Genomic DNA, 15,025 nt, shown 5'->3' with positions numbered 1-15,025 from the left:
CCCTGGGTGGGAAGAAAGAAGCGGCGCGAGACCGCTGGATGCGGATCAGTATTCGCTGGGCAGCAGCAGTGTGGTGACGCTGCGATCCCATTCGGTGATGATCCAGAGCTTCAGGTCGCGCGTGACCTGGTAGGACGAGAACAGACGATCCTCGCCGGACTTCAGCGCGGCATCGTTCTGCCGTCGATCGCTGTCGTCCAGGTCGCCCCAATCGCCATGAAGATGGCGGCGCAGGTACGGCGTGGGGTTGAGCCGGCCCTGTCGGACCAGCTCGTCGACGCCGGCGGTCATGACCACCTGCCCGGGCGAAAAGCGTGCTTGTGACGCGAGGTTGAGGACTGCGAGTGCCATGGTGATTTCTCCTTCTGGAAGAAGGGGCCACGGCACCCCATCGGGGCGACGTGACCCCGGTGGGTGGATGAAAGCGACGGCGAACTGTCAGGGAACAGCGATCAGCGGATGATCAGCACTTCGCCCCACGTGGGCGAGCCCAGCGTCAAGTCCCATGCACGAATGACCGGCACGAACTTGTCGGTGAGGATGCGCGTCTCGGCCACGGAGCCGTCGTCGCGTTCGGTGTATTCCGTCTGGAGGGTCTTCTCCTTGTGGGTATCACCTTTGACGACGAGCACGCGCCCGCTCTTGGACTTCACTACGCCGGAGATCGCGCCTGCGGCCAAGGCCAGGGCGAGATGCCAGTGCGACAAGGCCCGCGCGGGCGGACGCAGCGACTGCTGCGCGGCGCCCAGGTGGGTATCGAGCGCCGGCCAGAGTCCTTGCAGCCGGCCGACTTCATCGGCGAACTGCTCGGGCTCCATCGTGACGCGATAGAAGTGCTCCGGCTCGGCCGGGCTGGCGGGGACGGTGTACGGCAGGAACGGCCATTCGAGCGGCAGCTCCTCGGCTTCGGCATCGCCTTGTCCGATCTGCAGCAGCAGACCACGCAGGGCCTTGGCCGACTCCGACGCCTGGTCGCGCTGGCGAACCCGGCGGCCAAAGATCACCACCTGCTTGAACTGCGTCTCCACCGCACGGTAGATGCGCAGTTCGGCAAAGTGGCGCGTCAGCCATCCGACCAGCTCGGCGTCGAGCACGTAGGACGGCACGATGAAGATCAGCACGCCACCGTACTGCAGCAGCGGCAGCGCGCGCTGATAGAACAGCTTTTCCAGCCGCGCACGGCCCTGGCCTTGATAGCCGATGTTGCCGTTCACGTCCTTGCTCAGATCGCCATACGGCGGGTTCAGCCACAGCAGCCCGAATGACTGGCGCGAGATCAGCGTGTCCATCAGGTCACCGTGGATGCAGCGATCGACCAGTTGCCGTGCGTGGCGGGCACGCTCGGCGTCGTATTCGACGGCGAAGGCCTGGACCTGCTCGCGCCCGAGGGCGTGGGCGGCTTCGGCAATCGCCACGCCTTCGCCGGCGCAGGGATCGAGGATGGACATCGAGCCGGGAGACGGCGCCAGTGCGGACAAGGCCCGCTCCAGCGTCGGCTCGTCGGTGGGGAAGTAGCCGTTACGAATGAAGTTGCGCGCCAGGCGCGGAAACATGAGAGCCATGGATTTCTCCTGATGATGGATGAGGGAAGGCGGGCACGCGCGGCGCGCATGCCCGTGGGGATGGCTCACGCCACACGCCGAAGCGGTGCGTTCGCGGCCAGTTCGTACTGCGTGGCGCCGAGGGTGCCGTTGCGGATCAGCTCGCCCAACGCCTTCGTCAGCGCCGGGACATTGAGGGCCAGCCGATGGCCTTCCAGCGGCCCGAGGGCCAAGGGAAGACCGGTCAGCATCCGCCGTGACTGCAACAGCTCCAGCACGGTGTCGCGCCAGTGGTCGAGCAGTGGCAGCGGGCAGGTGTCCTGCACCAGCGTCCACAGCCGGTCGAGCCGGTGAGCGGAATCCCTGGGCAGAAGCGCCAGCGCGCTGGCGTTGGCCTTGTCTGGCTTCACGCAGCGACGATCGAACAGCCACACGTTCGTCAGCGAACCGAACAGCGTTCGCCGATAGGCGCGGGTGATGCGCTTTTCCAGGTTCTCGACGTTGCCGACGAAGACGGGGATGGATGCGCCCTGCTCGGTGATGACGTGGAACTGATCGAGTCCCTGTTCGTCCCGGCCGAGGGTCAGGCGGGCGAGGAACTCCTGAACGGCGGTGTCACGCGCCCAGATCGAGAGAAAGACGAGATTGCCCTGCTCGTCACCGACGCAACCGTCGGCCATGAGGTCGGGGCATTCGTCGATGCGGTACAGCGGTTTCGCGGAAGAAGGTGCAGGCATGGTGATGTCCTCTTGAAAATGAAGGAGCAACCACAGCCCGCGGGGCCATGCTCGCCCCGGTTGGGTGAAGGAAGATGCGTGCCGCTAGACAGCGCGTCCCGCGTGGAAGCGGTGAACCCGCTCGCGCCACTCGGAGCTTTGCACCGGCGCCATGTCGAGATAGCGCAGCGGGCAGGAGTAGTAGTACGGATGCACGGACTCATCGAGGGACTTGTAGCCCCAATCGCGGCCCGAGCTTTCCAGCAGATGGCAGCCGATGTAGTAGACGGACTCACCGGCCGCGAGGCCCATGACGCCCGCCTGCCTGGCGGTGACGCGAACCACGGTCCACAGAACGTCGCCGTCCAGCGTGTGGTCAATGACTTCGCAGCAAGCGCGCTCGGACGCCTGCGGAGCGAGCAGCTCGCGGATCAACTGATCGCGCGTCTGACGAACGAAGGTCCAGCCCATGAGGGTCTCCTTGAAGAAAAGGCCGGAGCCCTCCCCGTCGGGGAAGAACCCCGGCGGGTGGCGGAATGCCGCGCAAGGCGGCAGATGGATCAGGCAGCTTTGAGGTGCCAGTCCTGGGACAACGGGGCGAACTCGTAGCCGAGCTTGTCGAGACGGTCGCGCTGCTGACGCAGCACACGACGATCCACGGTCGCATCGAGCTTCACGGTCTCACCCAGGGGCCACAAGGCACCGAACAGCGCCGCGTCGTCTGCCTCGGCCGAGGCCGCAGCGGACACACGAGCCGGTTCGCTGCCGAACGGCGTGGTATCGACCAGGGGATCGCGCGGACTGCGCGGCTTCGCCTTCGGCTTGGCCGGGGGCGTTGCCGGCACGGGGGCCTGCGCCTCCTCGTCGATCGGATCAACTTCCTGCGGACTCAGCCGGCGGGCTTCGTCGCGGCTCAGGGCGTCGATGTTGGACAGTGTCATCCCGCCCAGATGGGCGCGGATCTCGATGACCATGCGGCCGTTGGCGTTGTACGTGGAGGGACGAATCTCGACGATGACGAAATCACCGTCGTACTTGCCCTCGCGGTACTGATCGAGTTCGGCGTTCTTCACGACGAACTCGCCGATCGAGGTCGCCAGGCGGCCGACGTTGAAGTCGCCGTTCCTGCCGTGGATGGTCTTGATGGCCAGTTGGCCGGGGATGGTGATCATGAAGGTCTCCTGCTGACGAAGAGAAGACAAGGCCCCGGGGATGGGGCCTTGCGGATCAGAACGACTCGGCAACGGCCAATGCGGGGGCATCGGCAGCGTCGTCGGCAGCATCGGCGACGGGCTTGGAAGGCTCCGGTGCCGAGGCTTGCTGCGCGGCGGGCGCGTCGGACGTCACAGGGACTTCCGGGTCGCGCTCGTCGGTCTCGGTCGGCTTGGGTTCGGCCTTGTAGACGAGCTTGCCGTCGACCTTGATCCAACTGACGAACAGCAGGCGGGCCTTGAGGCTCACACCCTGCTCGCCGGCACGCTTCCCCTTGGAGTAGGTGAAGGTGTCGGTCCACAGGTCGCCCAGGCGGAAGCCGATCATCACCTTCTTCTCGGCGTCGACCGCCTGAATGCAGCGGCGCACCAGGTGCTGCGCTTCCGATCCCGATACGCGCGTGTCGAAACGCACATACGAGACGTCATCGCTGGGACCGTTCAGGGCTGCGATGTCGCAGGCCAGGAACGCATCGCCTTTCTTGGGCTTCACTTCGCGGATGCGATTGAGATACCCGAGGCCGGTGATGTGCAGATCGAAGTAGGACTTTTCGGTGGAAGTGGTCATGGTGAATCTCCTGGGAACAATGAGGCGGAGACACACCCGACCCAAGGCGGGGAAGGTGTGGAACCCCCGCGTGGGTTGATGGAACAGCTTGGTGGCATCGCCATCGAGAACCGATGGCCGTTCGCGCATGGATGCCGGTGCGAACTGGAGTGATCAACGCGGTCGGAACCGCATCGCAGCCTTGAAGATCGTGGCTGCCTGGGCATGTCGCTGACGGACGTCAGCGGAACATGGCCGGAAGCGTGGCGCCGGGACGGCGCGCAGGCGAGCGGCAATCGGCACTCGCGGCTGTCCGCATTGCCGGGAAGAAAGAGGCCCCCGGAGCGGGGGCCAGGGATGGGCGGTCAGTTACCGCTGGGCGTGGGAGGAACCGCCTGCAGCGACAGGTGTGTCGCGGTGGCGGACACGTCGAGGTCGTCCTCGCTGCGCAGGATGCGCGCAAACACGCCCTCCTGCGGATCGAAGAACTCGCCGAAGTCGTCGCCACCGAACTCGGCACGCGCCAGTTCCCACCATTCGTCGAAGGCATCGACATCCGGGTTGCAACCGGCGGCATAGGCGATGGTCTTCTGGCGACCATCGGGTCGGCGCTCGCCGCACTCGGCCAGGAAGTACACGCCCTGATCCTTGACCAGGATGACGCGGCATTGATTCGCCACCGCTTCGGCGAGCACGGGCCGCAGCTCCGTGCCTTTGAATCGAACAGTCATGGGTGTGATCTCCAGGGGGGCAGGAAGAGAGGCTTCCCGCCGCGAGGGCGGGAAGCTGCTGGGAGCTCAGTGCCGGACAGCCTTGCGACCCGACAGGCACTGCACGCGGATGCGTCTCCAGCTCCCGTCGTCGATCAGCCGTTCCAGCGTCTCGCCGAGGGTGTCGAAGAACACCTCATCGACCCGTTCGACCAGCTCGCCGTCGCGGTGCAGCTCCACCGCGTAGAGGTCGAGGCCACGCTCATAAAGCACGGTGACGCGACCCTGGAACTTCATCGTGGCGACGGTGAAGCCGATGGCCGGTGGCGTGCGGATGATGTCGGCGGGCAGCGGATCGACCCAGGTGATGTCCCGCGCACCGGCATCCACCAGCATGTGGGTGATGCGCCGGAAACCGTCGGGAGCGGGCAACTGCTCCAGTTGGACGATCAGTTCCTGCAGCTCGGGGCAGCGCGGCTCGGGGATCGGCAGCTTCGCCGGTGCGGACCCGAGCACGAACCGCTTCACCGTGTAGGGCTGGCCGTCGGCGGTGAACTCGGTCTGCTCCTCGGGCGTGTCCGCCCGCTGACCGTCGAAGCGGCGTCTGACATAGGGTTCGACCTGCACCTTGGCGCCCTCGTCGGGCACTTCGGTCACGAGCGTGCGATCGAGCACCGCGAACTCGGCTCGTCCCGTCTTGACGACGATGGCCTCGTCGGTGGTGGCGATGACCTTGCCCTCGAAAGGCTTCGGGTCGATGTGAAAGCCCAGCGTCGAAACCTTGGGCTGGCCGTCGAAGATGTTGAATTTGAACGAACGGACGTTGGAAGGCACATGACCGACAACGAGCGTCGGCATCTGTGCGCGGATGGCTTGGGTATCCATGGGGAGACTCCTTGTGGCAACCAAGGGACTCCCGCCCGCAAGGGAGGTCTGTCCCTTGAGGGTGAGGTGGATGGACGCGGGTGCGCCCGGAGAACGAAGCAACCAGCACGGCGAACCGCGCCGCAGTCTTGAAGGTCTCGACTGCCTGGGCATGCTGCCGGCAACGCCAGCGAACATGCGGCCAGCGTGCGGCACATGGCGGCGACCGTCCGTTGGGAATCGGCAATGCGCCGGCACCGCGTTCCGCGAAAAAGAAGAGCCCCGACGTGGGGGCTCGAATGGGTTGCGGGTTACTCGTCGTCGTAGAGCGTCAGCCCGTCCAGCTCGGGCGCGCCGGCATCGAACACCAACATGCGAACGTCGGCGAGCGCAGCCAGGTGCAACACTTCCACGAGGGACTCCGGCACGCCCTTGGCCCGGTGCTCCTGCCGCAGCTCTTCGGCGGTGATGCCCTCGACATGCTGCAGGTTCGCATCCGTCCAGGGGGTGGCGATCAGCTTCACGCCGACCGCCGGGCTGTAGGGAATGCGGAAGGCCACAAACAAAAAACCGCTCGGCGTGGCGATGTCCGCCAGTTCGGCGAGGAAGCGGCCGGCCTCCTCGGTGATATGCGCCGAACTGATTTCCCAAGCACGGCTGTAGAACCCGGTCTCGAAGCGCAGGCGGCGTACCACCTCGCGCGCGGCTTCCTCGGAGTAGGTATCGCCGACGTGCAGCGGCTGGCCGGCTTCTTCGGCCATGACGGCGTAGACGAGGTTTCGGGCGATACCGTGGCTGGGGCACTGCGCGTCCAGCTCGGGCGGCACGTTCTGGCCCTCGGTGATCAGCGCGAAGTCGTCGCAGAAGACGCAGGCATGGCGCTCGACCTGGCTGTCCGGCAGGTGCGACTGCGAGACGTGCAGCGGCAGATAGCTCAGCGGGCAGTCGTCGTCGTAAGAAATCGCCAGCAGCCGCTGCACGGACAGGCCATCGTAGCCGCGGACGAAGGGGTTTTTGGAATGAGACATGGGATTCCTCCAGCAGAGGATGGCCGAGGCAATCCCCTGCCGGGGATTGAACCCCAGCGAGTGGATGAAGTGGCAGCCGGTCAGCCGGCCGCGGCGTCGGGCCGCCCTGGTGGCGGGCGGTGCAGGTCAGTGGAAGATGCTGATTCGGGACATGGCCGCTCCTGCGAAAAGAAGGAGGGACATGGCCCCGAACTGGGACGCATGTCCCTCGTGGGGTGGGATGAAAAGTCGGTGGGTTGCCAGGCGCGGCTCACCAGCCGTTGTAGTGCAGCGTGAGGTCAGCGATGACCTGGCGCCGTTCCAGATCGAGGCCGCCGAAGTCGGACAGCCCCTCGAAGCCGCAACGCTTGAGCATCGCGCCGCCCTCGCGGGAGTTGTAGAAGCTCACCATCGCGGACAGGAACATGCGTTGACCGCTGCTCAGCACGCCCAGGGCGTCGTTGAGCATCAGCATGTTGGGCCGCAGGTCCCACTTGGTGGTGGCACGCTGCAGACCTTCGCGTGTGCCGTCGCCGAACCACTCGTGGCCGGCGATCTGCGCGCCGCGCTTCCAGGCCTCGAAGAAGGCCTGCGGTGCAGCGTCGAAGTGCGCCTGTTCCAGCGCCATCTGATCGAGCACGTCTTCGGGTAAAGACAGATTCATGAGAGAACTCCTTGAAGGGTGGGAATCAGGGGTGAGCGCGCTGTGTCCAGGCATGGGTATCCAGGGCGCGCTGTGCTGCGAGGTGGGTCGGGAAATACTCGACGGACTCCCGCGATACCGGGCCTTCGTCGTCTTGCGTGCCGATGTAGTGGCCGGCCGCGCTGCGCAGCACCTGTAGCGGCAAACGCTTGCCGGTCCAGGCCAGCGCCAGCGCACCACTGCGCACTGCGTTTGCAGAGGAAGATGCGGAAAGTTCAGACATGCCGTGCTCCTTGGTGGGTCGGGGAGCACGCATCCCGCAGGGGATGGGGTTCCCCTCGGGTGGTTGAGAAAAGTGCATCGTCGCCAGGCCGGCGAGCGTCCGCGGTGGGCGATGCGAAGCGGACTGGATCGGTCAACGCGGCGAACCGCGTTGCAGTCTTGAAGACCGAGACTGCCAGGGCATGCCGCTGACGACTGTCAGCAACGCATGGCGTGAGGATGGGCGCGAGGCATGGCTGCCGTCGCAGGGAAAACCGAATCGCGGACGGCCCGCTTTAGGGCAGGCCCGCGTCACGGGACAAGGCAAGGACCAGGGCGCCGAAGGCCACGCGGGCCTTCGGCTGGAGAGGAAGGAAAACCACCTGTGGGCTGCGTCAGCGCAGGCCGTCGTCAAAGCCGTTCGCTGCGTCAGCAATCGCACCCGGCCCGTTTCGTGGCTGGGGCCGGAAACCTCTGGCGTGCATCCACACACAAAGGGAGCCCGTTGTTCCGCCGGCGGGCACCGGCACGGAATACCCTCGGCCCAAGGGGCCTCCTCACGGCTCGCGCGGCGGCAAGGCGTCAGGAAGCCCCTCGTGACCGAGGCAAGGCACACCGATCAAGGGAATGGCGGCGGGCGCGATTCGTGGGAGCAATGACCTTCTCGCCCCGTCGCCCGATGGCGGGCAGACGGGGCGCGCACACCGTTGCAGAAGGAGACGCGCGCTTTGGAGTCCCGCGCGGTGCGGGACGTTTGCCTCGCCGCCAGTGAAGTGGCCGGCGCGGCAGGGGGAAAGCGAGGATCAGGACGCCTTGGAGGCAGCGCGCCGCTTGCGCGGTGCGCTGCGCCGGCCCGTCGGGGACTCGATCGGCAACGTACCCTTGCAGTCCGGGTAGCGCGAGCAGGACCAGAACGCGCCGCTCTTGCCCGTGCGCTGCTGCATCGGTGCGCCGCACTGCGGGCAGGCCGGCGCCGGCGGCAGCTTGAGCGAGAGCGTTGCGCCGCGGTACTGCTGCACGAGCTGGCCGACCCACACGGACTGCTTCTCGATGAAGGTGTCCAGCGCCATCTGGCCGGCCTCGATCATGTCGAGCGCCTGCTCCCACACCGCCGTGGTGCCGGGGTCGGCGATGGCCGAGGGCACCGCGTCGATGAGCGTGAATGCCGCGTCGGAAGCGCGGACGGCGCGGCCTTTCTTGACCAGGTAGCCGCGACCGATCAGACCGTTGATGATGTTGGCGCGTGTCGCCTCGGTGCCGATGCCGGTGGTATCGCGCAGCTTCTGTTTCAGGCGCGGGTCGGTCACGAACTTGGCGACGGTCTTCATGGCCTTGATCAGCTCGCCCTGCGTGTAGGGTTTGGGCGGCAGCGTCTTCAGCGCCTTGAGATCCACCTTTCCGACCGGGCAGGACAGGCCCGCATGCAGGGCGGGCAGCACCTGGCTGCGCTGCGCATCCTCGCCACCGGCATCGTCCGGCCCCGGCGTCGCCAGCACCTCACGCCAGCCGATGACGGCGATCTGCTTGCCCACGGCCACCAGCGACTGACTGCCGCACGAGAACTGCGCCACCGTCCGGTCGAACTCATGGTGCGGGAGGAACTGCGCGAGGTAATGGGCGCGGATCAGCCGGTAGACGGCCAGCTCCTTCTCGTTCATGGCCGACAGGTTGGCGGGCTCCAGCGTCGGGATGATGCCGTGGTGAGCCGATACCTTGCCGTCGTTCCACGCACGCGAACGCTGTTGGCGATCCAGGCGCTCGATCAGCGGCCGCAGGCTGGGGTCGGTCTTGACCAGACTGTCGAGTACGGTCGGCACCTCGGCCAGCATGCTCTCGGGCAGGTAGCCCGAATCGGAGCGCGGGTACGTTGTCGCCTTGTGCGTCTCGTACAGCGCCTGGGCAATGTCCAGCGTCTCCTGCACGTCGAGGCCCAACTGCTTGGAGCACACCTCCTGCAGCGTGCCCAGGTCGAACGGCAGCGGCGGTGCCTCGCGCACGCGCTCGGTGTCCACTGACACGACCTGCGCATCGCGTGCGGCGCGAATGCAATCCGCAGCCTGCTGCGCCACCGGCTGCTGAAGGCAGCGACCCGCTGCATCCGTGCTGCCTTCGGGCGGTATCCAGCTCGCGGTGAAGGACCGGCCGGCATGGGATAGCAGCACGTCCACGGCCCAATACGGCACAGAGACGAAGCGCGCGATCTCGCGATCACGATCCACCACCAACTTCAGCGTCGGCGTCTGCACGCGCCCCACCGACAGCACGCCGGTGTAGCCGGCCTGCCGACCTAGAAGCGTAAACAGCCGGCTCAGGTTCATGCCGATCAGCCAGTCGGCACGCGAGCGGGCCAGGGCCGAGTAGTACAGCGGCAGCGTCTCGGCGGACGGCTTGAGCGCACCCAGCGCCTTGCGGATGGACGCATCGTTGAGCGCCGACAGCCACAGACGCTGAATCGGCCCGCAGTAGCCGCATAGCTCGATGATCTCACGGGCGATCATCTCGCCCTCGCGGTCGGCGTCGGTCGCAATCACCAGCTCGCCCGCCTTGGCGACGAGCTGCTGCACGACCTTGAATTGCGCTGCGGTCGCCGCCTTGGGCTCGACACGCCAACGCTCAGGAAGAATGGGCAGTTGCTCGATGGCCCAGCGCTTGTATTGCTCACCGTAGCCTTCGGGTGGAACCGCCTCCACCAGATGACCGATGCACCAGGTCACGACGACACCCGCGCCGCTGTAGCAGCCATTACCGCGTTGACTGGCACCCAGCACACGGGCGATGTCCTTGCCCTGGGACGGCTTCTCGCACAGGAACACGCGCATGAAGCCTCCTTGGAAATGTGCGGTTCATCGGATGGGCGTCAGCTTGGCGGGGCCAGGAGATGCCGTCAGCAAGGAAGCTGATTGGTGCAGACACCGCTTTGTGATCGGCAGGCGGTCCGTTGCCGCAGCGGTGCGCATAGACCGCAGGAGCTGGCACAGCAAGAGCGTCGTTTCGGGAGCGCGGCTGGGACGCTGTGGACGACCTTGGAACTATCCCCTGGGGATAGCTCGCTGGTGCATCGCGGGCGTATGACGGTTGCTACAGCCGCCCTCGGGGGAACGGCGATGGGCGAATTACTGTCCGCCGGCCGGCTTGGCGCTGAGCGCCACCGACTCGATGCGGTACGGCAGGATGCCCACGCGCCGCGCCTCGACCTTGAAAGTCACGCGCTCGTTCTCGTCGGCGTCCTCCCATTCGTCGCGCACGGTGCGGCCCTCGACCAGCACCCGCATGCCTTTCTGGTACAGCGTCTTCCAGTGCTCGGCGTCGCGGTGCCACAGCTCCACGGGCGCCCAATAGCCGCCGCGGTCTTCGTAGCCGTCCTTCGTCGGCACTGGATTGTCGAAGTAGACGTTCAGGCGCAGCAGCCGGCGCGGCTCGTCGTTGCCGTTCGGAAATTCGCGGTAGTCCGGCGCAGAACCGATGTTGCCCTCGCCGACGAAGTGCGTGCTCATGGTGACTCCTTGGTGGTGGGTGGAACGGACGCGGTATGCCCGTGGACGCGCCGCAGGTAAGCCGCTTCGGCCTGCGCGGCCTTGTTGGCGCATTCCAGGGCTTGGCGAGCGATGCTGTGGGTCAGGCTGATCTGCATGTTCAGCACGATGCGCTGCAGTTCGATCGCGTACAGCTCGTCGATCAGCGAGGCCGGCGTCGCGGGGTTGGCCAGCAGGGCCTCCCACAACGCCACGCCCATGGAGGAACGGTCGAGGTTGCGCCAGCGCAGGAAGGTCGTCCCTGCGCCAGTGGCCTGCTGGGCCAGTTGCACGTCGAGCAGGCTGAAGGGATAGGCGCGCGCCTGGGGCAGCACGCGCCGCTGCGCCAGGCCAATCACGCCGTCGCGCAGCGCTGCGCACTGGCTGGCCCAGGTCTCCAGACTCCCCTTACCCTTAAAGGGCTGTAAAAGGCCTTTTAGGTAGCCTGCGTGTTCCAGCCGCTGGAAGTCCGCCTGTTCCAGCGCCACGAAGCGCGTGGAGTGGCTGATGGGGGGCGATGCTGTCATGCGCCAGCACCCTCATTGCCCGTCGCACCATCGGCTGCGCCACCCGTGGGAGCCGGCGTATCGGGCTTGATGGCGGGCGCAGCAGGCGGCGTGCCGGGCTTGGTCGTCCGCCGCGCGATGGGTGGCGCGAAACGCGAGCGGCGCGTGCCTTCCAGCACGTCCTGCGGCAGCTCGCCGAACTTCTCCAGCGCCGCTCGCGCCGCGGCGTTCTTCGCCGCGAAGTCGTCGCGCGTCGTGCCCGAGTAGCGGTACTGCTGGGCCAGTGAGAACAGGCTGCGCAGCGCGTGCGCACCATCATTGAGCCAGCGCTCCAAGGTGCTGCGGTCGATCAGCGCCGTGTGGTGCGCCAGGATGAGTTTGCGTGCCAGGTCGTCGTAGTCGGCCAGCAGGTACACCGCCATGAAGCCGAGCTGGGCGTTCACGAACAGCGGCAGCTTAACCGGCTGCATGTTCATGTTCTCGCCCAGGGACAGCGCCGCTGGCACGTCGGCCAAGGCCTGATCCACCTGTTCGCGCAGGGTCTGCAGACGGGTCTTGGTGTCGGCGAGCTTGTCCTCGATCCGCAGCATCCACCAGTCCGAGTAGGGGTCGTCCTGCTCGGCGCCGCGCTTCATCTTGTTCATGGCGCCGATGAAGCCGTTGAGACCGATGATGCCTGGGCGCCCCTCGGTCGGCGCGCGGCCGTGCCAGATGCGCGAGGCGTGGTGCGTGTGCAGCGTCAGCGACATCGCGCTGCGCAGCGATCCGAGATTCAGTTGCAGGGGTTCTGTGCGTTCGTTGGCCATGGGAGCGACTCGCGGTGAAGGGGCGAGTCGCCAGCATCGGCATCGGCCGGAAGGCCGTCAGTCAACAAACCGCAGCCCATGCGCGCCCGGTTTGTTCCGCACGGAAGGCTGTGTGTGCCGGCTATCCCCTGGGGATAGGTCTTGAGCCACCAATGCTTGATGTCGGGGCTTGAACCATGACAATGACTGGGGGCGCATCGCACCTGGGGTTGCTGCGCAGAAGAACGAGGGGAAAACATGCAGGATGGGAAAGCCGTTCAGTTGCTGTTGAACGAGGAAGAGCACGGGCACGGCCACGTGGTCGAGAAGCTGCTGAAGCGGGCGGAACGCCTGGAATGCCTGGTGGCGTTCGCGAAGACCTCGGCCCTCGGCGACTTGTTGAAGCCCTTGCGCAAGGCGCTGGAAAGCGGATTGAAGGCCAGGTTTGCGATAGGTCTGGACTTCTACCTGACCGAACCCGAAGCACTCCGACAGCTCTTTGCGCTCGCCGAGAAGCACGCGCTCGTCCTGTACCTCAGCAACGCCAGCGACACCTTCCACCCGAAGATCTACGCCTTCCAGAATGGCAAGCAATGCTCGGTGATCGTCGGCTCGGCCAACCTCACCCACGGAGGCTTCTACGGAAACTACGAGGCATCGGCCCTCATCGACGACGCGAGCGGCGCGCTGATGGCATCTGTCACGCGACACCTCGATGCGCTGGTCGCGGACAGGATTCTCGTGCCAGCGACCAAGCCCCGGATTGATGCCTACGAGCGGGAATACATCATCCACGACACTTGCCGGAAGGTGGCCAAGAAGCGCGCGCAGAAGGCGAGCCGAACCAAGGGGTCGGACTTCACGATCCTGGCCGACCTCCTGGAGCTGATGAAAAGCGACGATTCAGCGCATGGATTCACTGCGCAGAAGAACGGCCGCAAGGGAAACCTGCGCCAGGCAAGGCGCAGGCTGGCAGAGCTGGCGGCCCTGAGCAGCAATGCCAGGCGGGACTTTCCGAGTAACTACGACGCGCTGATCGGCCTGTTCCATTCCGGCGGGCTGCACCGCAGCAAGAGCCGGATCGCCAACCACCCAGGGCAGTTCGTGGCCGCAGTGGCGGACATCCTTGACCGGCGCAACCTCTCGCCTGCCGAAGCGTTTACCGCTCTACATGGACATTTCGGCGCCATCACCGGAGCAGGCATCAACCTGCTGACTGAGATTCTGCACGCGCTGGACAACAAGCGGTTCGCCGTGATGAACCAGAACGCGGTGTCGGGACTGGCGCTCGCCGGCATCCGGGACTACCCACTGCATCCAACCAAGCAGAACGTCAGTGCGGAAAGCTACGCAAGGTACTGCGGGCATGCCGATACGGTCAGACGATCGTTGGGCCTGGACGACTTCACGGAGCTGGATGCACTGTTCAACTACGCCTATTGGCGGGAAACGGAAGAAGACGAAGCCGCGACCTGACCGGATCACCCCACGGAAGGCGACCTGTTCCGTCTATCCCCTGGGGATAGCTCAGGGATCGCGCAAGGCTGAACGCAGCCGTGCGAGGTAGGCGCGCGCCACCTCGGGGTCGGCTGGGCGGGAGGCCGAAGGCGACGACGATGACGCGGGCCCCGCAGCTCGCGGCGCGAGCGGCGCTGCTGCGTCGGTGCCCGCCCACGCCTTGAACTCTCCGCGGATCGCCTTCTGGATGATGCCGAACAGGTAGCCGGCCGGGTTGCGCACCGCGCTGTTGTGGCAGCGTGCCGCCCACTCGTCGAGAACGGCCTGCCGCTGCGCTTCGTCCACCTGCTGCAGCGCCACCAGCGCGCCGGCCTGCTGTTCGTCCTTCAAGCGCAGGAAACGCTCCGGCAGCCGCAGGTTCTGCAAGGCCCTCGCGCGCGGTACTGTACGTACTTCATTTATACGATCATTACGTACTGTACGGTCCTCCTTCGGAATCCGAAGAGAGCCGTCCGGCGCGGGTTTCGGCCCTGCTTCGGATTCCGAAGACGGGCGTGCGCCATTCCGAAGCAGGGCTTCCTGGCCTTCTTCGGATTCGTGGTCCGCACCCTCCTGTGGATAACCTGGCGTCGTCCAGCCATGCCGCACCATGCGCTGCGCGAGCACCTGCAAGCGGGTCGGCAGCGTGCGCCCGCTGAGCAGCGGGTCTTCAGCGATCTCCCGCAGCGTGTTCATGCCCACGACCTGCACCGCCTTCGCCGCGTGCGTGAGCGCTTGGCTCACCAGGCCCAGATAGTCGGGGTCGAGCTGCATCGCCTCGAAGGGCGACAGCGGTTCGTCGTGCAGCACGTAGAGGTTCCCCTGGATGCGGCCGGTCTTGGGATCGCGCCGCCGCCGCACCAGGCTGAGCCAGCGCGTCAGCCGCAGCAGCGTCAAGGCGCGCGCCACGGTCTCGTGCGAGGCTTGCGCCGCACAGGGCATGGACGCCAGATAGGGGCGGAGTTGGTCGTAGGTGGGAAAGGCGGTCACGCCGTCGTCGTTGAGCTGCAGGCGGAACACCTGCCAGGCATTGCGCTCCAGCGGCGTCAGGCGCCGGTCGAGGAACAGCGCGCGCGGCACGCTCTCGTGCCGGTTGCCGCTGTAGAGGAAACCGTCGGCGGCCGGCGCCGTTCCCTGCGCTGGCTGCAGGTGCTGCAGGGCCTCGTCGAAGAGCGCGGACAGCGCAACGGGGCCTTCGCGCCGTGGTGCGCCGCCCGTGGTCATG

General features: G+C 66.3%; 17 protein-coding genes. 1 reads left to right on the top strand and 16 read right to left on the bottom strand.

From position 1 onward, the window contains the following. Positions 1 to 45: 45 nt before the first annotated feature. From AC5QPF_RS06430 to AC5QPF_RS06360, 15 genes are all read right to left on the bottom strand, one after another. Complete coding sequence (locus AC5QPF_RS06430; RefSeq protein WP_024889622.1) at positions 46 to 351, bottom strand: hypothetical protein; 306 nt, start codon at positions 349 to 351, stop codon at positions 46 to 48. A 101-nt stretch (positions 352 to 452) separates the two neighbouring features. Continuing rightward, the gene (locus tag AC5QPF_RS06425) at positions 453 to 1,562 is read right to left on the bottom strand and encodes a DUF6094 domain-containing protein (RefSeq protein WP_024889623.1); all 1,110 of its coding nucleotides are present in this window, start codon (positions 1,560 to 1,562) and stop codon (positions 453 to 455) included. 65 nt (positions 1,563 to 1,627) lie between these two features. After that, positions 1,628 to 2,278 (bottom strand): hypothetical protein, encoded by a 651-nt coding sequence (locus tag AC5QPF_RS06420; RefSeq protein ID WP_024889624.1) that lies wholly within the window; start codon positions 2,276 to 2,278, stop codon positions 1,628 to 1,630. 84 nt (positions 2,279 to 2,362) lie between these two features. After that, entirely contained in the window at positions 2,363 to 2,728 is a 366-nt protein-coding gene (locus AC5QPF_RS06415; protein WP_494962498.1) for a hypothetical protein, read from the bottom strand. A gap of 89 nt (positions 2,729 to 2,817) precedes the next feature. Beyond that, positions 2,818 to 3,429, bottom strand: a complete 612-nt coding sequence (locus AC5QPF_RS06410; RefSeq protein ID WP_003141033.1) for a DUF3275 family protein — start codon at positions 3,427 to 3,429, stop codon at positions 2,818 to 2,820. A 55-nt stretch (positions 3,430 to 3,484) separates the two neighbouring features. Next, positions 3,485 to 4,036 (bottom strand): STY4534 family ICE replication protein, encoded by a 552-nt coding sequence (locus AC5QPF_RS06405; protein WP_003141036.1) that lies wholly within the window; start codon positions 4,034 to 4,036, stop codon positions 3,485 to 3,487. 344 nt (positions 4,037 to 4,380) lie between these two features. Then, entirely contained in the window at positions 4,381 to 4,746 is a 366-nt protein-coding gene (locus AC5QPF_RS06400; protein WP_024889625.1) for a DUF3085 domain-containing protein, read from the bottom strand. A gap of 66 nt (positions 4,747 to 4,812) precedes the next feature. Further along, complete coding sequence (locus AC5QPF_RS06395; RefSeq protein ID WP_024889626.1) at positions 4,813 to 5,610, bottom strand: hypothetical protein; 798 nt, start codon at positions 5,608 to 5,610, stop codon at positions 4,813 to 4,815. A 290-nt stretch (positions 5,611 to 5,900) separates the two neighbouring features. Beyond that, positions 5,901 to 6,617, bottom strand: coding sequence for a DUF5983 family protein (locus AC5QPF_RS06390; RefSeq protein ID WP_494962497.1), 717 nt, complete (start codon positions 6,615 to 6,617; stop codon positions 5,901 to 5,903). 250 nt (positions 6,618 to 6,867) lie between these two features. Beyond that, on the bottom strand, positions 6,868 to 7,260 hold the full coding sequence (locus tag AC5QPF_RS06385; protein ID WP_003141051.1) for a hypothetical protein: 393 nt from the start codon (positions 7,258 to 7,260) through the stop codon (positions 6,868 to 6,870). 25 nt (positions 7,261 to 7,285) lie between these two features. Next, a complete protein-coding gene (locus tag AC5QPF_RS06380) occupies positions 7,286 to 7,522 on the bottom strand; it encodes a hypothetical protein (RefSeq protein WP_033872247.1) in 237 nt (78 codons plus the stop codon). A gap of 781 nt (positions 7,523 to 8,303) precedes the next feature. Beyond that, positions 8,304 to 10,319, bottom strand: a complete 2,016-nt coding sequence (locus tag AC5QPF_RS06375; protein WP_033874957.1) for a DNA topoisomerase III — start codon at positions 10,317 to 10,319, stop codon at positions 8,304 to 8,306. A gap of 294 nt (positions 10,320 to 10,613) precedes the next feature. Continuing rightward, entirely contained in the window at positions 10,614 to 10,994 is a 381-nt protein-coding gene (locus AC5QPF_RS06370) for a single-stranded DNA-binding protein (protein ID WP_134553408.1), read from the bottom strand. Beyond that, on the bottom strand, positions 10,991 to 11,539 hold the full coding sequence (locus AC5QPF_RS06365) for a DUF3158 family protein (protein ID WP_124136598.1): 549 nt from the start codon (positions 11,537 to 11,539) through the stop codon (positions 10,991 to 10,993). The genes AC5QPF_RS06370 and AC5QPF_RS06365 overlap by 4 nt, the downstream gene beginning before the upstream one ends. Beyond that, positions 11,536 to 12,324 carry a PFL_4669 family integrating conjugative element protein gene (locus AC5QPF_RS06360; RefSeq protein WP_108080538.1) on the bottom strand — a complete coding sequence of 263 codons (789 nt, stop codon included), beginning with the start codon at positions 12,322 to 12,324 and terminating at the stop codon, positions 11,536 to 11,538. Before AC5QPF_RS06360 ends, AC5QPF_RS06365 begins: the two co-directional genes overlap by 4 nt. Before the next feature lie 237 nt (positions 12,325 to 12,561). Between AC5QPF_RS06360 and AC5QPF_RS06355 the strand changes: the two genes are divergently transcribed. Continuing rightward, positions 12,562 to 13,779, top strand: a complete 1,218-nt coding sequence (locus AC5QPF_RS06355; RefSeq protein ID WP_494962496.1) for a phospholipase D-like domain-containing protein — start codon at positions 12,562 to 12,564, stop codon at positions 13,777 to 13,779. A 51-nt stretch (positions 13,780 to 13,830) separates the two neighbouring features. On the opposite strand, the gene AC5QPF_RS06350 is transcribed toward AC5QPF_RS06355, so the two are convergent. Continuing rightward, positions 13,831 to 15,024: an STY4528 family pathogenicity island replication protein gene (locus tag AC5QPF_RS06350; protein WP_134552249.1), complete on the bottom strand. Its 1,194-nt coding sequence runs from the start codon at positions 15,022 to 15,024 to the stop codon at positions 13,831 to 13,833. Position 15,025: the final 1 nt, after the last annotated feature.

This window comes from Pseudomonas sp. Con_6 (assembly GCF_059379395.1).
This window is presented reverse-complemented; position numbering and strand designations above follow the sequence as displayed.